The following is a 21,111-nucleotide window of genomic DNA, read 5'->3' on the forward strand; positions in this document are numbered from 1 at the left end:
GTGGTTCAAGGTTTAAAAGCTGTATTCCACATCCAGCGTCTGGCCGATACTCAGTCTCTGAGGTTTGGATTCAACCAGCATGGCCTGCATGCCAAACAAGGTCCCTTGCGGGAACTGACGGCTTTGTGCCAAGGCCAGGCCGGGTTGAGTACCCACATCCGCTGTCAGCTGATTCACATTGGGCATAGGGCAACGAGTACAGGGGCGGATAAAAGCAAAGCTCAAGCCTTCACTGCTGACACCCAGCACATAGTCCTCTTCGTACGCAGGCAAGCCTTCAAAAACCACATTCGCGCGGAAACGATTCATGGGCACAGCCTGCTCACCTGACTGTTGCACCAGGCGGTTCAGCTCTTCCAGGGACGCCTCATTGGTAAACAGAAAAGGCAGCGCATCTGCAAAACCAAAACCGTTGATCTGATCACCAATCTGACGCCAGCCCTGGGACTTTTCTTCCCAGGGACGCACACGTTCGGTCAATACATAACGCCTGGCGCGGCTATGGTTACGCAACACCCGGCAAGGAGTCTGCAAAAAGTCGCTAAACCATTGCGCGACCTGATCGCCCTCGTCCCGGCCCAAGGTATCTGAACTCCAGATACGCACGGACACAGCGACGTTATCCCCTGCCGGGGCATCCAGAGACCAGGACAACGGATCCATACCAGGCGCTTGCACAGTAATCTGCCCGTCCTGCACCACTGGCTGAATCAAGGCCATGCGCGGCCAGCGACGCTGCGTCATGAATACGCCCTGTTGGTCAACAACAACCCACTCTCGGTCAAAGGCCAGGCCCGCAACGCTGACCTCCACGCCCTGTGGATGGGCCTGGGCGGCACAGGATTTGATGGGATGGGTAAAAAGGCCAGTGATGGTAATCATGAGTCGCAACAGAAAAGGCAAGTTAAGGGACTTATTCTAAAACAGGCTGAGCGCCTGCCTGCCCCTGCTTTGGAGACTGATTGCAAAGAAGTGGATCAGAAACATCGACTCTGAAAATCTATTTCGCACCAATGCTTGACAACAGCGCAAAGCTATGAGTTAATAGTTGGTTGATTGCACCAACATACCATTACATCAAGAAAGTGCGATCAACATTTTTTTGAATGTACCCACGCAAAACAGGTCCCTTTGACCTTCTGGCATGTCCCCAAACATGCGGGTATTCATTCACCACGGCGACGACAGCCACATCCAGACTTATTTTTTGCATCGTAGCGGACTCGCTCCGTCCATTTGCTTGGCAAACGAATAAGGCGCTGTCCATGCTGCCACAGAGCACGTCTGCCTGACATTTGTTCGACCAGCGCGGCTCTACATTGAAATAGCAATGGCTTGGCCTCCGTGTGGAGACCGATCCATCATGGTGTCATCAAATCTCAATAAAAAAACGATGTAATGACGCCACACGATAAGGAAAAAAATTATGAAAAATATCTATCCAACCGGTTTGGTATCGCGCCCTGAGCATATTGCCTTGAACAAGACCGATATTCGCATTGGCGATACCGTTTACTTGCAACCCAAGAACGGGCCTCGCATGGCGGGTACCGTGATTTTCAGCTCGCCTGTACACGGCTGCACCACCTATACGGCAGACGCGCAGAACCAGGACGCCAACGTGCGTTTCCGTTTCCGCCTGCAGGACGTGCATCACGTGGCTCCACGCCACCCTTTGCCAGCCTTGAACTAAGGCTTTGCCTGCCAATTAATACGGGGAACCCAACCCAATTCCCCGTATTAATTTCATTTACAAACATATAATTACAATTTGCAAGAAATATTCCTGCTTTCATCCTAAAATAGTGGCGGCTTGAAACTTATCCGACGCTGTAAAGCGTCCACGACGAGCGTGCGCTCCTATGGCAACGGATATGAAATCAAAGCAGGCTTCCTGCTTGCGCCCGCCGCGGCGCTATTCCTATCTCTCCCGTTTTTTCCTGTTCAGCCTGGTCTTGATCCTGACCCTGCTGGGGACCAAGCTGCGCCATTACGACGCCCTGACCATCTTCTGGCCTGCCGAGGCCGTGCTGCTGGGCCTGTTCATTCGTCGCCCGGATTGGGCCAGCCAGTTTCTTAACTGGGTCATTGTTGTTCTGGCCTATCTGTGCGCCGAACTGATCGCCCGCAACCCCCTGCCTATCGCCCTTTTGCTAACCTTGGCCAATGTCAGTGGCGTCGGGCTGGCATACTGGCTGATCACCCGCAATCCGCTGCTGGACCTGTCCTTGCGCCGCCCTCAGGCCATGCTGACCCTGGCCGCCTACTACGGACTGGCCTGTATCCTTTCCGCCCTGCTAGGCGGCATTGCCCTGTCTTTGCATACCTCTCAAGCCTTGTCGCTGGCCATCCTGTCCTGGATGCTGACCGGCATGATCTCCTACACCGCTATTTTGCCCGTCATCCTGACTGCCCCGGCCCGCCCCATACGCCGTTTCATGGAGTACTGGAACGAGCCCCATTTGATGAGTCTGGCCCAGTTGGCACCCGCCCTGTCCTTATTACTGACCAGCTTGTTGAGTTTGCTGATTGACGGCCCCGGCTCCCTGGCGTTTCCCGTCCTGCCCTTATTGTGGTGCGCCCTGAGCTACTCGCTCTTTTCCACTACCTTGTTGACCTTGTTCTATGTGCTCTGGACACTGTTTGCCCTGAGCCAGCCGGTCTACTTCCTGCCCAGCCAGCTATATACCTCACTGGATCTGCTGTCGCTGCGCATCGGCATTGCCTCCATTGCACTCGCCTCCATTACCAGTGCCAGCTTGATCTCAGCCCGTAATCTGGCAGTGGAAAAGCTCCAGCGGCTGGCTCACCACGATGCCTTGACCGGTTTGCTCAACAAGCAGGCCTTTTATCAGCAAAGCCAGACCATGCTGACTCAATGTCGCCTACGGCACGTTCCTGTCAGCGTCATTGTTCTGGACATCGACCACTTCAAACCCATTAACGACACCCACGGCCACCATGTCGGTGACCTGGCCCTGAGCGCCATCACCCAGCGTATTTCCCTGGCTTTGCGCGATACAGACTTGTGCGGTCGATTGGGTGGCGAGGAGTTTGGCATCTTGCTGCCCGACTGCAGCGCCACCCAAGCCCATGCCGTGGCCGAGCGTGTCCGCAAAAGTATTGCCCTGCGGCCCCTGGCCCTGGATAACGAGCAGCAACTGACCATGACGGCCAGCCTGGGTATCGCAACTCTGGAAGCCTCCACGCTGGATCTGCATGCTCTGCTTCGTCAGGCCGACACGGCCTTGTACGAGGCAAAACGTGCCGGTCGGGATCAGAGTTTTTCCTATCATTTCCCCGAACCAAAAACGAAGACTTGACGCTATCCGTAAGCAAACCGATACTGATGTGTCAATACGAAACAAAACATCAGGGAGCGGTGATATGGCGTCAGTTTACGGCTCGCCCTTGTGCCAAGCGTGTTTGACCTTGCCACAGGGATTAAGTACTAGCCAAGCGCATGCTGACTTGCGTTTACTGGGACAGCATCCTCCCTCTCCTGACGGGGCTCATGAGACCCAGTACCGCTGCCTGAGCTGCCAGACGCACTGGCTGCTACGCACTAATCGCTGGGGCGTTCCCGAAGGCTTTCGCCTGAAACCCGTATAGGCAAAGCGGGGCACATGCACTACCATGACGGCTTTGTCTGTTAGCGATTCCCGTATGTCTGCCCTGCTGTTTGATACTGAAACCACCGGCACTGCCAAACCTCAAGTCATCGAGGCAGCCTGGCTGCGTTTAAGCGACCCTGTCTTCTTGCTGGTCAATGAAGAATTCGAGCAACGCTACCGGCCTGATGAAGCCAATTCTCTGGGTGCGCTGGCCACCCACCACATTTACGACGAAGAGCTGCAAGACTGCCCGTCGCATACCGAGTTCAAGCTGCCTGCCGACACCCAATACATCATTGGCCATAACGTGGACTACGACTGGGGCGTGGCCGGTTCGCCCAATATCAAGCGGATTTGTACTCTGGCCTTGGCCCGGCACTTGATTCCAGGCCTGGACAGCTACAGCCAGTCCGCCCTGATCTATCACATTGATCGCGCCAACGCCCGCGAGCGCCTGCGCAATGCGCACAGCGCCTTGGCCGATGTACGCAATTGCCTGGCACTCCTGCAATACTTGCTGGGCCTGACACAAAACATCAATACCTGGGAACAGTTGTGGCAGCTCTCCGAGCACGCCCGGATTCCCACCATTTTGCACTTTGGCAAACACAAGGGCATGGCCATTGCCGATGTACCACAGGACTACAAGAACTGGTTGCTGCGTCAACCAGACCTGGACCCCTATCTGGTCAAGGCCTTGAAGGTCTAAACCTCAAGGTTCGTAAAATCCCTAATGGCTGTCAGCCATCATATGCCCAATGATGAAGGTCCCAACAAGAACTTCATGAGGTGGCAAATGATCGAGGTTGCATACGTCACGAAAGATATGCGTCGGGACCCTTACGAACGAATCACCCATCTTGGAGGCGCAGGCTGGCAACGCTCTCAACCGGATGTGGTCCAGCAAATTGAGCAGGGCCAGGAGGACTATTACATTCTTCTGGATGGCATTCCCGCCAAACTGATCGTGGCGCTCAGCCGTTTTGGTGCCAAGTACCTGAAAACTGAGCTTGAAGTTGAAGAGCCTCATATTTTGCTCAGCCTTCCCAGCCAGGCCGGTTAAGCAGGCCGGTCCTCCCTCCACTTCCAATTACGGAAAACAGAAAACGCGGCTCAAGGCCGCGTTTTTCCATGCCTGCCTTAAAACCTGTTTAAGGCTTGAGCAAGTGCCATTGGCCATTACGTACCGTAATCAGCTCGCGACCACGCTCGTCAAAGCCGCTATGGTCTTCGGGCGACATGGTATACACACCTTGGGTAGCCACCAGATCACGGGTTTGCTCCAGCGCATCACGCAAAGCCGAACGGAACTCCGGCGTTCCGGGTTTGGCCTTGGTAGCCGCCTCAGGAATTGCCTTTTCCAGCAAAAGACCAGCGTCGTACACGTTGGCACCAAATGTAGCGGGAGCCTGACCATAACGCTCGGTATAGCGCTGGATGTAGTCCTGCGCGATAGGCTTGGACGGATTGCTATCGGCAATTTCAGGCAAGACCAACATCAGGCTGGCCGCCAGAATAGTGCCTTCAACCTGCTCGCCACCCAGGCTCAAGAACGCAGGCAGCGCAGCACCATGAGTTTGGTAAATTTGCCCTTTGTAACCTTGCTTAACCAGCGTCACTTGCGGCAGAACAGCCGCAGCGCCAGTGCCGGCTACCAGGACCACATCTGGTTTGGCCGCGTAAATCTTCAAGGCCTGGCCTGTTACCGAGGTATCGGAACGCACATAACGCTCGGTGGCCACAATCTTGATATTGTTCGCCTCGGCCAGTTCCTTGAACACGGTCAACCAGCTCTCGCCATAGGCATCGTTAAAGCCCAGGAAACCGGCTGTTTTCACGCCGGTATCGACCATATGCTTGACCAGGGCCTGAGCAATAATGTCGTCGTTCTGGGTCGTTTTAAAGACCCATTTCTTTTGCTCGGTCATGGGCAGCACGACGGACGCCGCGCCCACCGGCGCCAGCACAGGCGTGCCCGAATCGGCCGCAAATTGAATCAGACTCATGGCATTGGGCGAGCCGGTAGGCCCGATCAAGGCATCGATCTTGTCCTCGGAAATCATTTTCTTGAACAGCGTCACCGTTTGGTTCGGGTCGCTGGCATCATCCAGGGAGACATATTCAACCGTCAGATCGCCAACCTTGGTAGGCAGCAAAGGCACGGTATTGCGCTGCGGCAAACCTACCACGGCGGTCGGTCCAGTGGCCGAGGCGATCACGCCAATCTTGACCTGTGATTGAGCCGGTGTGGCCAGAGCGGCCAGAACAACGGACAAAGCGAAAGCAGTTCGAGTCAATTTCATAATGTGCAGAGCCAGTTAGGCCCTTCCCCCCTTGATATCAGCGCAGCCGCGCTTATATGGATTGATCTGGGCATAAGATACCAAATTCCCCGTGCCGCACACGTCTTATTGAACGATTTGCTCCGGCAGGTCTGCTTACAATTGTACGCGGGCACACACAATAAAGTAGTTTATAACGAAGCTACTGTTTACCTTTCATAGAGCGAACCCATGTCACTTCAGCAAATGCTGCAACAAATTCTGCAAAGCGGCCAAAGCGCACTAAAACAAGGTCAAGGCCAATTGAACTCCTCCGGCCTGGGTAAGAAGATCAGTGAACAAGCCGGTGGTTTTGGTGGCGGCGCTGTGGTAGGCGGCGTTCTGGGCGTCCTGCTGGGCAACAAGAAGTTCCGCAAAATGGGCGGCTCCATGGCCGCGTACGGCGGAGCCGCTGCCTTGGGTGCCCTGGCCATCAAGGTCTATCAGAACTGGCAGGAACAAAACGCGGGCCAGCAAGCGGCCCCAACACCCGTGCAGGCGGTCCCAGCCGCCCCGCTGCCGCTGGCTTCCAACGGCCCGGCCGATACCCATGCGATGGTCATCCTGGCCGCTCTGGTCTCCGCTGCCAAGGCAGACGGCCATATCGGTGATGCCGAGCGCGAATTGATTGACGCGGAAATCAGCAAAATGGCCGCCCCCGAACAAGCCCGTCTCTGGCTGTCACAAGAACTGCTCAAACCGGTTGACCCGCAAGCCATCGCCCAATTGGCGCAAACGCCCGAGATGTCGGCCGAAATTTACTTGACCAGCGCCATCGTCATTGACGAGCAAAGCTATATGGAACGCGCGTATCTGGACGAGCTGGCACGTTTACTATCCTTGCCAAACTCCTTGCGCGAAAGTCTGGATAATCAAGTCCAAGCTTTACCCCAAGCTTGATCGGGGGCTGGAACGTTCTACCAGAACGCCCTGCACTCTGATTGTTTTATTTTTCAACCCCGGGCTGACACCCCCAATGCAGCCCACGACTCATCAAGGAAACCACTCATGAAAAACACCCTCAAGTTGACGATTGGTACATTGGCCTTAATGGGTCTGGCCGCTTGCGCGGCTCCAAACAACAGCAACACCGTGACTTCCGAGCGCCAAATGGATAAAGAAACCTCTCTGCAGGCTTATCACTGGCGTCTGTTTGCCACTACTGGCAAAGACGGCCAGCCAGCCCCTGCCATACCTGGCGCAGGCGGCGAGCAAGTCACCTTGAATTTCACTGACACCATGATGTCGGTAGACAATCTGTGTAATGTCCTGGGCAGCGGCTACACCATCAGCGGTTCCAAAATCACCTTTACCTCGCCAGTCAGCACCCTGAAAATGTGCTCGGACCCCGAGTTGATGCGCAACGAACAAGCCGTTGGCAAATTATTGCCTACAGCGACAGACTGGAGCATGGCCAAGGCCGATTCCGCACCGGATAATCCAGCACCGGTCCTGACCCTGAACTTTAAAGACGGCACCAAATGGCGCCTGAAAGGTGAGCCTACTGCAACGACCCGTTACGGCAGCGAGCCAACCCGTGTGTTCCTGGAAGTGGCTGCACAAAAAGAGAAGTGCTCCCACCCCCTGATTCCAAACTACCAGTGCCTGAAGGTACGCGAGATCCAGTACAGCGATTCGGGCGTCAAGACCTACACGGGTGACTGGATGTACTACTACGGCGACATCGAGGGCTACACCCATACTCCTGGCGTTCGTAACGTGCTGCGTATCAACCGCTACGAACTGAAGAACGTGCCTGCAGACGCCTCGTCCAAGGCCGATGTTCTGGACATGGTTGTAGAGTCCGAGCAAGTCAGCAAGTAACTCACGCAGCAACGTCGTCCACGCTTGTTGCACTGACGACCTGATCACATAGCCCCAAGGTTGGAGTTGATTCCGACTTTGGGGCTATTTATTTCAGGAACATTTTTTTCGAGCCAGGAAGCAAACTGTCCGGGTTCAGATCCTCTAAACCCCATAAGAAACAGCACATTCGGAGCCACAAATAGTTACTCACTGCTATGCTTTGAACCTAGTCAGCAAGCCTGCCCATCCGTAGTATGGAAATACCGGATAACATTTTTCACCTCCCTATTTATCCGGCTTCAGGCCTTGCGACATGCGAGGCTTTTTTTTTATGCCTGAACGGTGATGAGGCTTGCTCTTACTTCAGCGGCCCATAAAAAATAAAAAACGCGCCGGCACCAATCAGTGTGAAGCCAAGCAGGTGATTCAGCGTAAAGCTCTCTTTCAGATACAACACCGAGAACACCACGAACACCAGCAAGGTAATGACCTCCTGCATGGTCTTTAGCTGCGCGGCACTGTAGACGGTGTGCCCCAAACGGTTGGCCGGCACCGCCAGGCAGTACTCCACCAAAGCAATGCCCCAGCTGATCAGAACGACTTTCAGCAAGGGGCTATTGGGATATTTCAGGTGCCCATACCAGGCAATGGTCATGAACACATTGGAGACGACCAACATCAAGATGGGAAGGATCTTAGCCATTCTGGACACGAAAATAAAAAGCGGCCTGCACCGCGACCCGGCCAGTGTAGCGTCACATTTGAGCAGCGCCTATGGGGATAATCAGGCAGCAGAAAGACGGGGCATCAAGCAAGGGCTATCAGTCCACAACTTTCAAAAAATCCACCTCAATTTCGGGCGGGCGCTTGGAACTGGTATCGACTTCGCCAATCAGCTCCACCCTGGTTTTCTCATCCAGAGTCTGACCCGCAAAATGCTTAGCCTTGATCTCCGCCACGATTTCCCCGCTGCCATCAGAGAACAGAAACTTGTCGTGGGCCGTTTGACGTAGCAAATGACCTTGCACCCGCACGTCCTGATCATCGACAGGATTTTTCAGGATCTCCGCAACCGTCGTTTGACCAATCTCCGACGGGCCCGTGTACTGGGCATGGGCAGGAAACGACAACGCGCTTGATAACAAAGCCAGCACCACGGCCGAGCGCAATTTAACGTAAGCAGACATAATGACTCCTGTTGTTCATGGCTTGAAACTTAACCATAACAACAGATATCATCAGCGTTCTTATTAAAATGGCGGTGTTGGGCTTGCCTTGTTACCAAGCGCGACATCACACCATCACTGCACCATGCCCCTTCTTGAGAACTTAGGCCCCCGCATCTGCATTCTTGGCCCATCCAATAGCGGTAAATCCACCCTGGCTGACGCGATCGCACGCAAGCTGGCCATCCCGGCCGTGCATCTGGATCAGCTCTACCACCTGCCGCATAGCAACTGGGTGCCACGCCCCGAAGCAGATTTTGTTGCGCTTCACCAGGCAGCTATTGCGCAAGAACAATGGGTGATGGAAGGCAACTACACGCGCCACCTGGCCCCACGTCTGGCTCGCGCTACAGGTTTCATCGTGCTAGAGGTCTCCACCGCTACCAGCCTGCTGCGCTACTTCCGGCGCACCCTGTTTGAGCGCAACCGTCGTGGAGCCCTGGAAGGCGGTAAAGATAGTGTGAAATGGCAAATGATCCGCCATATCGCCATCGTGACCCCGCCCAATCGCCACAAGTACTTGAGCATTTTCGAGGCAAGCACCTTGCCTAAAGTCAGACTAGGCAGCCCTCGCGACCTGAAACTGTTTTATCAAACCGAAGGCCTGCAACGCTAAGCGCACGAAGCGCTAACTCCTTGGGCTGTTTCCATCCGTGGCGCCCTATTGCCTCAAGGCCAACACATACCCCTGCAAACCGCTTAAAGCGCTCCGGTATCCATCAGCAACTCCTGCCATCTCTGTATATCGCTCTGCGCACAGGCCGACCACGTTGCGCAGCTGGCTGGCAATTCGGGCGTTTGCATCCAGCGCATGTCCGGCTCGGGCAGCCTGAGCGGCGACACGATCATTGGCGGCGGCGAGCTTGCTGCGCAAGCCGTCAAGATCGGCGCGAGCAGCCACAGCAACACGCTGAGCCGCATCCAGCTGCATTTGATAAGTGACTCGAACATCCTCCACCTCCTTTTGTAATCGTTGCTCCATCAAGCGCGCACGGACCTCGGCCTGCAACTGCGCCGCCCTGGTCTCGGCTTGGGCCAGCTCATAGCCTTTGCGATACTGCCCCTGGCCATACAGCGCTCCCCATAAAAAAAGGGCTGCCAAAACAGCAGCCCCTGCTAAAGCAGACTTGATAGACATAACTGCCTCTCGGCCTGACGCCGCCGCTCCAGCCCCCGCAGCTTGCGGCCACCGGCATAGACCCAACGATCCAGCTCCTGACATGCACCGGCTATATCCCGAGCCCGTAGCTTGCGCAGCAAGGTCGAATTGGCATAGGCCCCGGCCCCCACGTTGTAAACAAAGCTGCTCAGCGCCACACGTACCTCATCCGGCAAGGGATAGCTAACGGAGCGATCCACCACACTCAAAGCGCGACGAACCTCCTGCTCCGTCAAGGCGTCGCAACGCTGCGGACTGGCCATATCACCCGGCTTGACTCCTTGTGTGTAGCCGTCGCAGATAGTCGGAATGCCTACGGGGTCCACATAGGCGATCAAAGAGCGCCCTTCCCAGGCGGCAACCAAAGCAATCGCCGCCGAGACTACCCCTGCACCTAGCTTAGTCTTCAGATCCATGCTTCCACTCCTTGAGCTGGCGCCAGGCACGCTGGATCCCGCCCACAATCCGCGCGGCCGCACGAGTAAAGTCCGGCAGCTTGGTCACAATCAAAATCACCACATAAGCCGCCCATAAAGTCAGCACAAAGTCCTGCATCGTCCAACCATAAATAAGCAGGGCCGAGCCGGTGCTTATGGGTAGGTGAGCGGCGTCGTTATTCAGCACAGGCCCTTCTCCTTATTTAAATTTGCCCTGTCTGCTGCATCCCTTTTATGGGTGCAGCAGACATAAAAAAACCCGCTCAAGCGGGCCGGGGAACAATTTTCAAGAAGTAATGGTAGGTCTACGCAGACCACTCAAACTGATCCACTTCGGCTTTGCTATTTGCTTGCTGAACCTGCTCAGCCAACAGCGCATTACGCTGCATCAGACTCACAATGCGTGCTTTGGCCTCTCGACCCAATTGCTGAATCTGCTCAGCCGTATGCATACGCATAGCCCAATCGCCGGCCTGGTTCGCGCACCAAAATGGTGTAGACCAGCCATCCCCTCCTCCCGACAATAGGGAGTCTGCAACACCGCCAGCCAAATTCAACTGGTCCGTCTCTCTGCTCGGGTACAGATGGGCCTCACCTAAAGCGTTGGACTCAAACCCTGAAGTAATAGCAGACCGACACGCTGCAGACAGTGCAGCAACCTTGGAGTCTTTATGTTCTTGCAGTTGTAACTCGGCTGTACGCAGCTTGCTGGTATCAATCTTGATGTTCATGTTTTTGCTCACTATCAGGTGTTTCGATGGATAACAAGTCAGGCCCTGGCCCTGGCTCTGGCTCTGGCTCTGGCTCTGGCTCTGGCTCTGGCAAAGGCAGTGTCGGCGGCGCGATCTGCAATGGCAAAAAAACATGGCCGTCGTGCTTGATAACAACCGGATCCGGAAAACACGCCGCTGGATCTCTCTGCATAACGTCTATGTGAAACAACAGACCATCAAGCAAAAATCCGGACTCGTCACAATCAATCGTAGCGCTTGCAAGCAAAGGGTGATCTATCGAACCAGGTGGCAGCGAGTCACCAACAGACATAAAGGACAAGTCCAGAGCTTCACCATTAATCAATAGCGTTTCCCCTTGCCGCTCGATAGCCAAGGGTAAAACCTCACCGGACGGAACTTGCGGATTTAACTTCAAAGTAATAATCATGCTTTCCACCTTCCAATTGCAATTCCGTATGCGGGCAAACCAACTCTCCATTCAAAACCGCTAGCCAGCTTCCACTGGCATGAAGAATTTGTTTTGTTCTCCCCAACCATTCCCCAAATAGGATGAACACTAGTCGTGGCTTCTATGTATAAAACGTAATTATCACGATTTATAAAAGCCATTGGGAAAGTCCAAGTACTGCTAGCGCTCACCCACAGACTTCCCGAAGTGCCATCTATCCAGTTCGAAGTCATAGGAGGGGACCAGCAAATCAGAGTCCCGTCCGCGTACTTTGCCCACTTCCCATTTGCATTAAAGCCCGTCTCGATGACTGAGCCAGCCGCGATAGATCCAACAATATTTTTATCGTGAACCAGCTTGCACGCATCTCGAAACGTCTTTTGGCCAGACACTGCACCGTTCATATAGAAGTTATCGGTGTAGGGGTCAGTCGAAATTCTAAGACCAGAATTGTATGCTGTAGTGTTGTAAGCCAAATCCAAAAAAAACCCGCCGCCGCCCCATGCTGGCTTTGCCCCGGATCGGTAATACCATCCAGTCCTCTGAGCCTCCCAGGAAGTCGGGGAAGCCTGGGCGCCGCCGAATCCATATTCTCCAACATACATGGCTTCTCGGAATGTATGGTAAGAACCTGCACGGCGACCTCGCCACCCCAAACGATTGCTGGAACTTACGACAATCTGCCCCCCAGCTGTGCCTGCTTGCCGGTGGAAAAGTGTCCCAGCCGACGATCCAGCCACACTACTATCAAACGGCAGGGAGGACACATTACCGATTGCCTCGTTGTAGTAGTACGTACCAGACCCAATATCCAGCGCATTTAGGTTTGCCGCTGGAAATACATCCAAATTCGCATCAGCTCCTGACCTTCCCAACCCAAAAGCACCGATATGGGCTATTTGTTTCCACCCCCGATCAACCCCGTTATTCAGGTTCTTATACCAAAGCCCATCAGCAGCTGGTGAGCCATAAAGGTACGTTCCGTAAACGCCAGACCAACCGAACTTTATGTAAGCATCGCCCGATTGATTAACCGGCTTACCCACATCCGAAGAGCCAGATCGATAAATACCGTTAATACGGTTCGACAAAATGGTCTTATCCCCAACCACTCCAGCGTTACCACCAAAACCCCAGTCGCCATTACACATGACGCGTCCTGGAGCGGGATCTTGCGTGGAGGTAGTCAAAGTCCCCTTGGCGGCTGTACCTATATCTGCAAGTACAGGCACAAGTTCGGCAGCACGGTCGGCCAGCTCCTTGACATAGCCTTGCAGGGGGGCCAAAGCATAAGGCTGGCCTGTAGCCGTAGCACCGCGATAAGGCTTAGTCAGCGTCAAGGAGGTATCCGACGCAATATTCAACACCTCATACAGTCGACCGTCAGGGGCAACAAAGGCCTCGCCCTGCCGGGCACCTGCCAGCCACTTCGTGCCGGTGCCCGTCACAGTGCTGCTATTTACGGTGACTTTTACAGTCCCCAAGTCATACCAAGCCATTCCATACTCCTTGCTGACAGTGATGCCCCTCAGCCGCTACTTGGGCACATACTAAAAACGGCGCACCAGAATGCTGAGCGTTCATTATTCGTACTCCATAAAAAAAGCCGCTATTCAAGCGGCTGGATACTCGACAGGATCACAATCCTGTAATGCCGGAGATGGCTCCTCGGCAAATCGCAAACTTACAAAACGGTCGGGAAGGATATCAAGGGCTTTGCCATTGATCGCTGGTCCAGTACTGTAATCAGGCTCATAGGTACGAATCGTCAGTGTTTGGTCCTGCTCGCACTCTTCGTAATCCAAGGTGAAATACACATTGCCGTTTCGATCTTTCGGGGTTTCGATATACCAGCCGTCACGACTCAGTAGCGGTACCTGGCGCAAGAGATAGTGGCCAGCTCCAAGGCGCTCGAACTTGGCTGCGGCAATTTCAGGATGCATGGTCTTCTCAATGCCCGTACTTCCAAGCTGAATGACAGGGGACGCCTTTTTAATAAAGCCATTGCTGTCGACCATCGTATTTCGATGTGTCAAGAGTTCCTGCCATGGCTTGGCCACCCGATTCTGGACGTTTCGCATCCAGAGTTTGTCGCTTATTGGAGAGGCATATAGCAAGCTATAGTAGGCTCCACTCCAGCCAAATTTAATGTAGCCAGCACCGGTATTGTTGTCAGGGGCCTCCGTACTGCCAGAGCCCGATCGATAAAAACCGTTGACTGTGTTGTTAAGAATATTAGGATCAGCCGCGATTGAGCTGCCAACACCAAACCCCCAGTCACCAATGCGTGCGACTCGCCCTGCTGTCGCGTCCTGGTTGGAGTCTGTCAGAGTTGCTTTGGCTGCCGTGCCCAGATCAGCCAAGACAGGCAACAGTCCTGCTGCTCGGTCAGCCAGCTCTTTGACATACCCCTGCATCGGCGCAAGTGCATATTTCTGAGCGGTGCCTGTGGCACCTAAATAAGGTTTGGCCAGGGTCAACGAAGTATCAGAAGCAATATTCGCTACCTCGTATAGCCGACCATCCGGGGCTACGAATGCCTCACCTTGTCGAGCACCTGACAGCCACTGTGTCCCGGTTCCTGTAACAGTCGCACTATTCAGCGTTACTTTGACTGTTCCAACGTCATGCCAACCCATTACCGACCTCCTTTAAGACATGATGCTGTTCTTTCAAAGTTTGAACGGCAATCTCTGTTGTCTCAGTGGAAGCTGACTGCTCTACACCAGCCGCCAAAATATCGATCGGGCTACAAACCATACCTGCCATTAACTCTGGTGTATGTCGATTGCCCATCTCGTTTTCAAAAACCTGTTCGATAGAGTGATACATATTTATTTAACACGCAAAAAAACCGCTCTTGGCGGACATTTACCTGAAAACAATCACACTTTAAATTATTAAAAATAAAACCCCCATTGTTTATTATTAATTCAACATAAAATTAATTTTTCTTATACTTATTCTTTACAGCACTACAACTCTCAATCCACTCCCTAACATCAACTGGCATAATAAAACCATTTTCCTCCATTTTTTTCGCTAACTTATACAAAGCATCTAACTGATCACAAACACTCATATAACCATCTTTACGCAATTTTGCATATGGCTCTACATGTTTAATTTTCAATCTCAATCTCCTTATCCAAAAATGGCCAAGCAGATATTTTCACTTTATAGATCCCTGGCTGATCAAAAACCAGCTCAACCTCTCCATCTTCCACTTGATATTCCGACTGATTAATAAAAACCTTACATGGCATTGGTAGTTGTTTTAGAATTTTCCCATTAACAATAAAATCCATCTCCTTCCGGAATTTCGCAACCCCGTCGATTACATAATAAATTTCATCTGAATATTCTCCCTCAACCCAAGACTCATCGCTTATTTTTTTATTAACTTCTATTACCCCAGGAGGGCCTGATAAAAAACCCGTTATTCTTCCAATTCCATCATAAAAAGTAATAGATTTATTTCCTTCTAACGCATCAAAACCAAACATGCTAACAATCCTCCCGGATGACTTATTGTCGAATTACCTGCGGGCAAAGATGAAATAGCCATATTCACCTCCCCCCTTTGAGAGTAGATAGGATAACTGGGTGGATTTCCCTCCCCCGACCCCGACGAATTGGTGTAGCCAATAAGTGATTGATTCAACCTTGACCACAGCACAGTATTCCAATTAATTTTCACCGGCAGTGGACTTATAGCCAATTGAGGTGGATGAGTTTGGCCAACCTGCCCCGTTCTGGTATCCAAATACAGAACTAACACCTGCGCCGGAACAGCGGTATAGATGCTGACATCTCTAGAATCACCGCTTAAGAAAACAGCAGTAGTTACCGAATTTCCAGAAATTTTTAATGTATCTACTGCCGCAGATCCAATTTTTGCATTAGTAATTTGCGCATTACCAATTTTTGCATTGGTAATAGATCCATCTTCTATCTGCGCACTTCCCACGGATGCATTTGCGATCTTTGCCGTTGTGATAGCACCATTAGCTATCTTGGCATCTGTAATACTCGCATTTCCAATCAAAGCGGAATTTAAAATGCTCGCTCCGCCCTGAACCGAGAAAACTGTAGCTGGATTGCCATTAGCGGCATGCATCACTGCAAAACGATCAGCCAAAACAGCAAAGGTCGACTGCATCACGCCAGACTCGTTGGTCAAATCCAGACCCACACCGGAGACATACTTCACCCCGCTCTGATTCGCCTGCAGCTTCACCCCCCAACTGGAAGCGATATTGCCATCCAGTTCCGTCAAAGAACGGGCAACCTGCTCAACCGCCGCCGAATTACTACCAATACCCGTTTCCAAAGTCGTAATAGACTCAGCCAACGCACGATTCTCGTCAGCCTGGACATTCTTGAACTCAGCCAAAGACGCCCGGATTTGGGTTTGCTCTTTCTGAGTATCAAACTGATTCAGCACTCGTTCCAGGTCAGCATCCTCACCCGCCTGTTGGCGTTTGATTTCTGCATTCAGCACCAGCTGACTGTTAGCCAAGGCATCTTGCTGGCCCTCTACGCTAGTTACCCGAGAGTTGGTTTCGTTCAAGGCCCCCGCTGTAGCTGCCAAACCCGTCTTGGGGTCATTGACGGTATTTTGCAAAGCCGTCAGGTCACGTCCTTGAGAAGAAATGGAGCTGCCTTGTTGTGTGACCGTACTGGTCAAACCTTGAATAGCCGAGGAGTTGGCGGAAATTTCCTCTACCACCTCTGCCAGGTTAGGCTGCCATTGCATAGCGGGTACAACATCACCTAGATACAAAGCTGCCCAATGGATAGTTGCCTGACCAGCATGGTTGCCCGGGGACGGCGCATAGTAAAACCGCAATTCACGCGGCAAGGCATTGGCAGCAGCCTTGGTGAATTTGACGACCTGGACAGACTGGTCAGCATTGCGCTCCAGATCAGCAACCCGATTTGAACTGCCACCCGCCCACACACCAATACGCGACTCCGTATCACCCTCCGCGGGCTTATGTGTATAGCAGACCACCAAGGTATAGCCCTGGGCAGGAACAAAGTCCTCAGTCAAGTGGTAACGTCCAAATAGATATACAGGTGTGGCCCGAACTTGCTCAACGTTCGACGCCAGCAGCAAGTTGCCGGCGGGGGCTGTCAGCGACTCAAGCCCAGTCTCCAGCTTTGTAATGCTTTGCGCCTGCGCACTAACCCCCTGCTCTGTCGCCGTTACACGATTGCTCAAGGCCTGTACCGCACTGGCATCCGCTTTCTGATTCGCGGTAGCCTGCGCCGCATCAGCTGCAGCTTTTGCGGCCACCGCAGCGGCTGCCGCGTCCGTTGCCGCTTTATCCGTTACGGCCACCCAGGCACTGCCATTCCAGCGCTTGGGAGTATTGGCATTGTTTTTTGTGTCGATCCACAGATTTTGTGCCAGGCGCTTGGCAGCCGCAGGAGCTGCTGTTGCAAAGATCACCTCCCCTTTTGCCCCAACGGCAGAGGCGGCAGCCGCTGCCGCATCTTGCGCCGCAACGGCTTTGGCATCGGCGCTGTTCACGCTGGCCGTCAACTGCGTGATACTGCTTGCTTGTGCATCAAGCTTGCCCTCGGTCGCCGTCACACGGGTACCCAAGGAATTAACGGCCGTTGCCAAGCCACGCTGCGCGGCATCCAGACCATCTACCTTGCTGGACAGCGCCGTGGTGGAGTCAGACAAGGAGCGCAGGCCACCCTCCAGTTGCTCAACCTGAGTGCGCATGGATTGCACGGAGGAAGCCAAGGCACCAAGGCCCGTTGCCGGATCATTCACCTGGCCTGCGACCGTATTGATCTGCTGAGCATTAGCCTGGATCCGGCCCTCTGCATTCTCGACCCGACTGATCGTCTCCTGCGACTGGAGCGCCAAAGCAGCAAGACCATCAGTGATCGAGGCGAAGTCTCCGATCAACACCCAATACGCCTCATCCGTTATCTTCTTGCCTGCCGGTACAGCCTTTTTAGCGCGGTACATCTTGTCATTGGCAAAGACGACAGAACCTGCTGCATAGGCTTTTTTCGAATCCCATTTATCAGCAAGAAGCAGCTCTTGTACTTGGCCATTGACCTCATCAACCCGTTGATTCAGCTCACCAAGCTCAAGAGTCAGATCTCCCACGGAATCGCGGATTTTGGGGATGTCGCGGATGTTACCCATCAGCAGCTCGCCCAGGCCGCCCTCAACAATGGACGGGGTGATCAGCTCGTTATAGTCACTGGCCGATGTAGAAGGCACACCCCGAATACCAGGTTTTGACTCTGCCGGGAACCACGGTCCTTGAGTACCGTTTTTATCGATCAGACGCGCCCAGAAGAAATGCTGAGCCGTCACCGCCAAACCTGTTTGCTCAAATGAGTCGGTCGGATACGCAAAACCACCGGCACTCAGCGAATCTGCAAAGCTTTGAGTCGAGCTATACCTGATCTCGGTGCGCTCAATGATGTTCGGATCCGCTGGAAAACTCCATTTGACTTGTATACCCCAAGGAATGGAGCTGGTCCTCAGATCGGTCACAGGCAAAGGTGCAGACAACTTGCCAGACAACTCCGTCAGATCTGAGTTGCCCCACAGGCTGGACACATCCAGGACGTTAATCGCGCGTACACGTGCACGATACGCACCTGCATAGATGTTAGGAACTTCGACACTGGTGGAGCCCGTACGCGGAACTACAACCCACTCGGAATTATCCCGACGCCACTGCACCTCATAAGTAACAGCATTGGGAACGGCATCCCAGGAAATCACCGCATTATGTCGGGCTTGCCCCTGATCAATGACATGATAAGAGGTGATTGAAACATTACCCGGAATGCTCTGAACAGGCGGGGGAACAACGCTAACCGGTGGAGTTTCCACGCGGGTTTCATAGTCGATCGCGGCATGTTTGCCATCCACATACTGGACAGCATGGATGGTGTACTTAAGATCGCCGTCTTCAGCAACACTGATAACCCGATACTTCTGGGTCGACAGATCGGCTGCACTAATAGCCCATGCCGCTTCTGGTTCTGGCTCCACACTAAAGGGCGGGTCAACTTGTACAGTTTGGGTTTCAGTAGCCTCTTGCGAGGAAATCACAATGGGCCGTGACTGCGACACACCATCTGGCAACACAACGGTCAGACGATCCCCAGCAGCAACCTTCACTGTGGCATCCAGCACGACTTCCGATTTTCCGGCGGACCGTACCAAACCACCAATACGACGCCCAGCCAAATGAGCATCCGCAATCTCAATAATTTGCCCAGGCTGTGCGAGTGTCCCTGACAAACCAACGCCGAAAGTAACCGTTTCAGTTTCCATCCGGGAGGTAAACAAGGCACTTCGCCCCATGCGCTGTGCCTGCCCCTGGGACGTACACCCAAAAGCAGTCAGCTCCAGTTGTCGAACACCGTAACGCGCAATGCCGTCAGGGTCTTCAAGCACTTCAACCTTGGCTCTGCCCATGTCCGTTTCATCATTCCAGGACACAAGGGCAACGGTATAACGGGTTGCGAGACTGGACCCTGCATAATTAAATATGCCATCCACAACATTGGCATTGGAATAGGTGTATACGGAATCGCGCGGCATGTCCGCCACAGCCAACACAGTGCCCTGAGCATAATAGGCAATGCCTCGAAAGACAGAGGCCAGATCCTGCAACACTCTCCAAGCCTCAGCCTTATCCTGCAAATACACGTTGCAAGAGAAACGTGGTTCAGTACCTCCTTTACCATCGGGAACTTGCTCATCACAATACTGGGCAATCTGATACAAGGCCCATTTATCCAACCAGGAGGCTGGCGACAAGCGCCCTAAACCGTCGCATGCATTAGTCGCCAGGTCATAAAAAACCCAGGCAGGATTGTCCGTCCAGGACATTTTGAACGTGCCATCCCAACTACCACTATAGGTATGAGTCCAGGCATCGTAGTTGCTAGGAACACGGACAACACGCAGATACAGATCAAACGCGCGAGAGGGGATACTTTGAAACTGCTTGGCATTAACTCGTAGACCTATGCACGCTGACATGGGGCGACGAAGCTTGGCATCAGTCACCTCGGTAATCGAGTCCACATACGTCGTGTCACTAATGGTCGAGTTACTGGCATTAGCGGTCAGTCTACGCACACGGACTGACCAGCCTGTCGTCGCACGGGGTAAATCAATACGATGGCTGCGCGAATACTGTTGAGTGGTCTTGCCATCAAAGGAAGCGCGCAACACTTCAACAAAAGCCGAATTGTCTGTAGACAGCTCAATCACATATTCAACTCGATACCCTGTGATATCACCTGTTTTCTTGGATTGCTGTTTGAGACCACGTACCGATAAGCCCACTCGTAATCCAGAAATATGAATATTCTGGATGGCGCGTGTAAACGGCTGATCAGAACGCAACTCCACATTCACAGCCGTAGTAGACTCAGCGGCTGGAAAACCAGGTATATAGCTTTGGTCTTGGGTCCCAGCTCGAAACTCCATTTGAACATCCTGGAAATTCAAGCTGCCATCCTCATTTTGAATCGGCGTGTTATCCAGGTATACAGAACGTAGCGGGCTATTTTCATGCGCAAAGCCATGAATTGGACCCGCACTGATCAAGTCGACAATAGAGGCGTAAGCAATACTATGCAGGTTATCTGCATCTTCAACTGGTGTTCGAGTGGAGCCCCCCCCTCCTTTACCACCCTTGTGGCCTTTAACGCTGTAGCCACCCGAAACAGAAACGGCGCCCTCAGGCGCCGTAATGTTGTAATCAAGAAGTCGCATCACATCTGATCCTCTGAGTAAATCCCGGCAGACACGACAGCGCTACCAACAAACTTTCGTCCATAACCGAGCGGAATAGGATTACCTTGAGCCGTTGTATTGACTGGTCCATTAAAATTGTAGGAAGGCTTATTTTCTGGACGGTCTTCTGTACCCAGGCCCTGCTGCATAGGAGAAATCATTTGAAACACTCCTCCCAGGGCCAGCCCTGCACCAGCAATCATCAAGCCCTTGCCCAAAACTGCCCAGCTTGGTGGCATCAGAAACCCTGCTACAAAAAGCCCTACACCTAAAATAGTTTGAAACAATCCCCCTCGCTTGGCGCCTTGCATGACAGGGGCAATCCGTATTTCATCCTGGCCTACCGGGGCGTGAAGCGCTTCTTCATTGATGTTCATCTTGGAAAGAAAGCAGGCGTACGAGATCCCTCGCTCACACGAAGTCATCAACTCCTGCTCAAATCCTGGCAACAGCACACACAAAGCCCTTACGGCCTCGGCCAGGGAATTGACGGCCAAACGATGCACCCGTCCAAAACGGCTGCCAAGCTTGCCATACAGCCGTATGGTTCGCAGTTCTTGATCCAT

The 21,111-nt window shown here is 53.1% G+C and carries 23 protein-coding genes; 7 read left to right on the forward strand and 16 right to left on the reverse strand.

Going from position 1 to position 21,111, the window contains the following annotated elements:
• Positions 1-12 precede the first annotated feature (12 nt).
• On the reverse strand, positions 13-882 hold the full coding sequence (locus OSH04_RS13240; protein ID WP_115635072.1) for an MOSC domain-containing protein: 870 nt from the start codon (positions 880-882) through the stop codon (positions 13-15).
• Between the two features lie 544 nt (positions 883-1,426).
• On the opposite strand from OSH04_RS13240, the gene OSH04_RS13245 reads away from it, so the two are divergent.
• The 4 genes from OSH04_RS13245 (at position 1,427) to OSH04_RS13260 (ending at position 4,677) form a co-directional block, all read left to right on the forward strand.
• A complete protein-coding gene (locus tag OSH04_RS13245) occupies positions 1,427-1,693 on the forward strand; it encodes a hypothetical protein (RefSeq protein ID WP_009455580.1) in 267 nt (88 codons plus the stop codon).
• A 181-nt stretch (positions 1,694-1,874) separates the two neighbouring features.
• Complete coding sequence (locus OSH04_RS13250) at positions 1,875-3,323, forward strand: GGDEF domain-containing protein (RefSeq protein ID WP_060186022.1); 1,449 nt, start codon at positions 1,875-1,877, stop codon at positions 3,321-3,323.
• A 313-nt stretch (positions 3,324-3,636) separates the two neighbouring features.
• Positions 3,637-4,323, forward strand: coding sequence for a 3'-5' exonuclease (locus tag OSH04_RS13255; protein ID WP_009455576.1), 687 nt, complete (start codon positions 3,637-3,639; stop codon positions 4,321-4,323).
• A gap of 87 nt (positions 4,324-4,410) precedes the next feature.
• Positions 4,411-4,677 (forward strand): DUF3892 domain-containing protein, encoded by a 267-nt coding sequence (locus tag OSH04_RS13260; RefSeq protein ID WP_230940605.1) that lies wholly within the window; start codon positions 4,411-4,413, stop codon positions 4,675-4,677.
• A gap of 88 nt (positions 4,678-4,765) precedes the next feature.
• Here OSH04_RS13260 and OSH04_RS13265 read toward each other — a convergent pair whose 3' ends face one another.
• Positions 4,766-5,917 (reverse strand): ABC transporter substrate-binding protein, encoded by a 1,152-nt coding sequence (locus OSH04_RS13265; RefSeq protein ID WP_026482930.1) that lies wholly within the window; start codon positions 5,915-5,917, stop codon positions 4,766-4,768.
• A 210-nt stretch (positions 5,918-6,127) separates the two neighbouring features.
• Between OSH04_RS13265 and OSH04_RS13270 the strand changes: the two genes are divergently transcribed.
• A complete protein-coding gene (locus OSH04_RS13270; RefSeq protein ID WP_035268249.1) occupies positions 6,128-6,835 on the forward strand; it encodes a tellurite resistance TerB family protein in 708 nt (235 codons plus the stop codon).
• A 108-nt stretch (positions 6,836-6,943) separates the two neighbouring features.
• A complete protein-coding gene (locus OSH04_RS13275) occupies positions 6,944-7,759 on the forward strand; it encodes an META and DUF4377 domain-containing protein (RefSeq protein ID WP_266108648.1) in 816 nt (271 codons plus the stop codon).
• 340 nt (positions 7,760-8,099) lie between these two features.
• On the opposite strand, the gene OSH04_RS13280 is transcribed toward OSH04_RS13275, so the two are convergent.
• Both OSH04_RS13280 and OSH04_RS13285 read right to left on the reverse strand, forming a co-directional pair.
• Complete coding sequence (locus OSH04_RS13280; RefSeq protein WP_021446759.1) at positions 8,100-8,444, reverse strand: DMT family protein; 345 nt, start codon at positions 8,442-8,444, stop codon at positions 8,100-8,102.
• A gap of 118 nt (positions 8,445-8,562) precedes the next feature.
• The gene (locus OSH04_RS13285; protein WP_266108649.1) at positions 8,563-8,928 is read right to left on the reverse strand and encodes a YgiW/YdeI family stress tolerance OB fold protein; all 366 of its coding nucleotides are present in this window, start codon (positions 8,926-8,928) and stop codon (positions 8,563-8,565) included.
• A gap of 124 nt (positions 8,929-9,052) precedes the next feature.
• Here OSH04_RS13285 and OSH04_RS13290 point away from each other — a divergent pair, with 124 nt between their 5' ends.
• Entirely contained in the window at positions 9,053-9,583 is a 531-nt protein-coding gene (locus tag OSH04_RS13290) for a P-loop NTPase family protein (protein ID WP_009459867.1), read from the forward strand.
• A 45-nt stretch (positions 9,584-9,628) separates the two neighbouring features.
• Here the strand turns inward: OSH04_RS13290 and OSH04_RS13295 are convergent, their stop codons facing one another.
• From OSH04_RS13295 to OSH04_RS13350, 12 genes are all read right to left on the reverse strand, one after another.
• Positions 9,629-10,105 carry a DUF2514 family protein gene (locus tag OSH04_RS13295; protein WP_266108650.1) on the reverse strand — a complete coding sequence of 159 codons (477 nt, stop codon included), beginning with the start codon at positions 10,103-10,105 and terminating at the stop codon, positions 9,629-9,631.
• The gene (locus OSH04_RS13300) at positions 10,084-10,542 is read right to left on the reverse strand and encodes a lysozyme (RefSeq protein WP_266108651.1); all 459 of its coding nucleotides are present in this window, start codon (positions 10,540-10,542) and stop codon (positions 10,084-10,086) included. Before OSH04_RS13300 ends, OSH04_RS13295 begins: the two co-directional genes overlap by 22 nt.
• Positions 10,526-10,750 (reverse strand): twin-arginine translocase TatA/TatE family subunit, encoded by a 225-nt coding sequence (locus OSH04_RS13305; RefSeq protein ID WP_009459872.1) that lies wholly within the window; start codon positions 10,748-10,750, stop codon positions 10,526-10,528. Before OSH04_RS13305 ends, OSH04_RS13300 begins: the two co-directional genes overlap by 17 nt.
• Before the next feature lie 118 nt (positions 10,751-10,868).
• Positions 10,869-11,294: a DUF4376 domain-containing protein gene (locus tag OSH04_RS13310; protein ID WP_266108652.1), complete on the reverse strand. Its 426-nt coding sequence runs from the start codon at positions 11,292-11,294 to the stop codon at positions 10,869-10,871.
• Positions 11,278-11,724: a hypothetical protein gene (locus OSH04_RS13315; RefSeq protein WP_266108653.1), complete on the reverse strand. Its 447-nt coding sequence runs from the start codon at positions 11,722-11,724 to the stop codon at positions 11,278-11,280. The genes OSH04_RS13310 and OSH04_RS13315 overlap by 17 nt, the downstream gene beginning before the upstream one ends.
• On the reverse strand, positions 11,721-13,244 hold the full coding sequence (locus OSH04_RS13320) for a hypothetical protein (RefSeq protein ID WP_266108654.1): 1,524 nt from the start codon (positions 13,242-13,244) through the stop codon (positions 11,721-11,723). The genes OSH04_RS13315 and OSH04_RS13320 overlap by 4 nt, the downstream gene beginning before the upstream one ends.
• Positions 13,245-13,358: 114 nt before the next feature.
• Positions 13,359-14,384, reverse strand: coding sequence for a phage tail fiber protein (locus tag OSH04_RS13325; protein WP_266108655.1), 1,026 nt, complete (start codon positions 14,382-14,384; stop codon positions 13,359-13,361).
• Positions 14,371-14,577, reverse strand: coding sequence for a hypothetical protein (locus OSH04_RS13330; protein WP_266108656.1), 207 nt, complete (start codon positions 14,575-14,577; stop codon positions 14,371-14,373). The genes OSH04_RS13325 and OSH04_RS13330 overlap by 14 nt, the downstream gene beginning before the upstream one ends.
• Before the next feature lie 112 nt (positions 14,578-14,689).
• Complete coding sequence (locus tag OSH04_RS13335) at positions 14,690-14,878, reverse strand: hypothetical protein (protein ID WP_266108657.1); 189 nt, start codon at positions 14,876-14,878, stop codon at positions 14,690-14,692.
• Positions 14,868-15,251 (reverse strand): hypothetical protein, encoded by a 384-nt coding sequence (locus OSH04_RS13340; protein ID WP_266108659.1) that lies wholly within the window; start codon positions 15,249-15,251, stop codon positions 14,868-14,870. The genes OSH04_RS13335 and OSH04_RS13340 overlap by 11 nt, the downstream gene beginning before the upstream one ends.
• Positions 15,230-20,524, reverse strand: coding sequence for a TipJ family phage tail tip protein (gene gpJ, locus OSH04_RS13345; protein ID WP_266108660.1), 5,295 nt, complete (start codon positions 20,522-20,524; stop codon positions 15,230-15,232). The genes OSH04_RS13340 and gpJ overlap by 22 nt, the downstream gene beginning before the upstream one ends.
• On the reverse strand, positions 20,524-21,111 hold the full coding sequence (locus OSH04_RS13350) for a tail assembly protein (protein ID WP_250757014.1): 588 nt from the start codon (positions 21,109-21,111) through the stop codon (positions 20,524-20,526). The genes gpJ and OSH04_RS13350 overlap by 1 nt, the downstream gene beginning before the upstream one ends.

The organism is Alcaligenes nematophilus, from assembly GCF_026344155.1.
GTDB classification, from domain to species: Bacteria; Pseudomonadota; Gammaproteobacteria; order Burkholderiales; family Burkholderiaceae_B; genus Alcaligenes; species Alcaligenes phenolicus.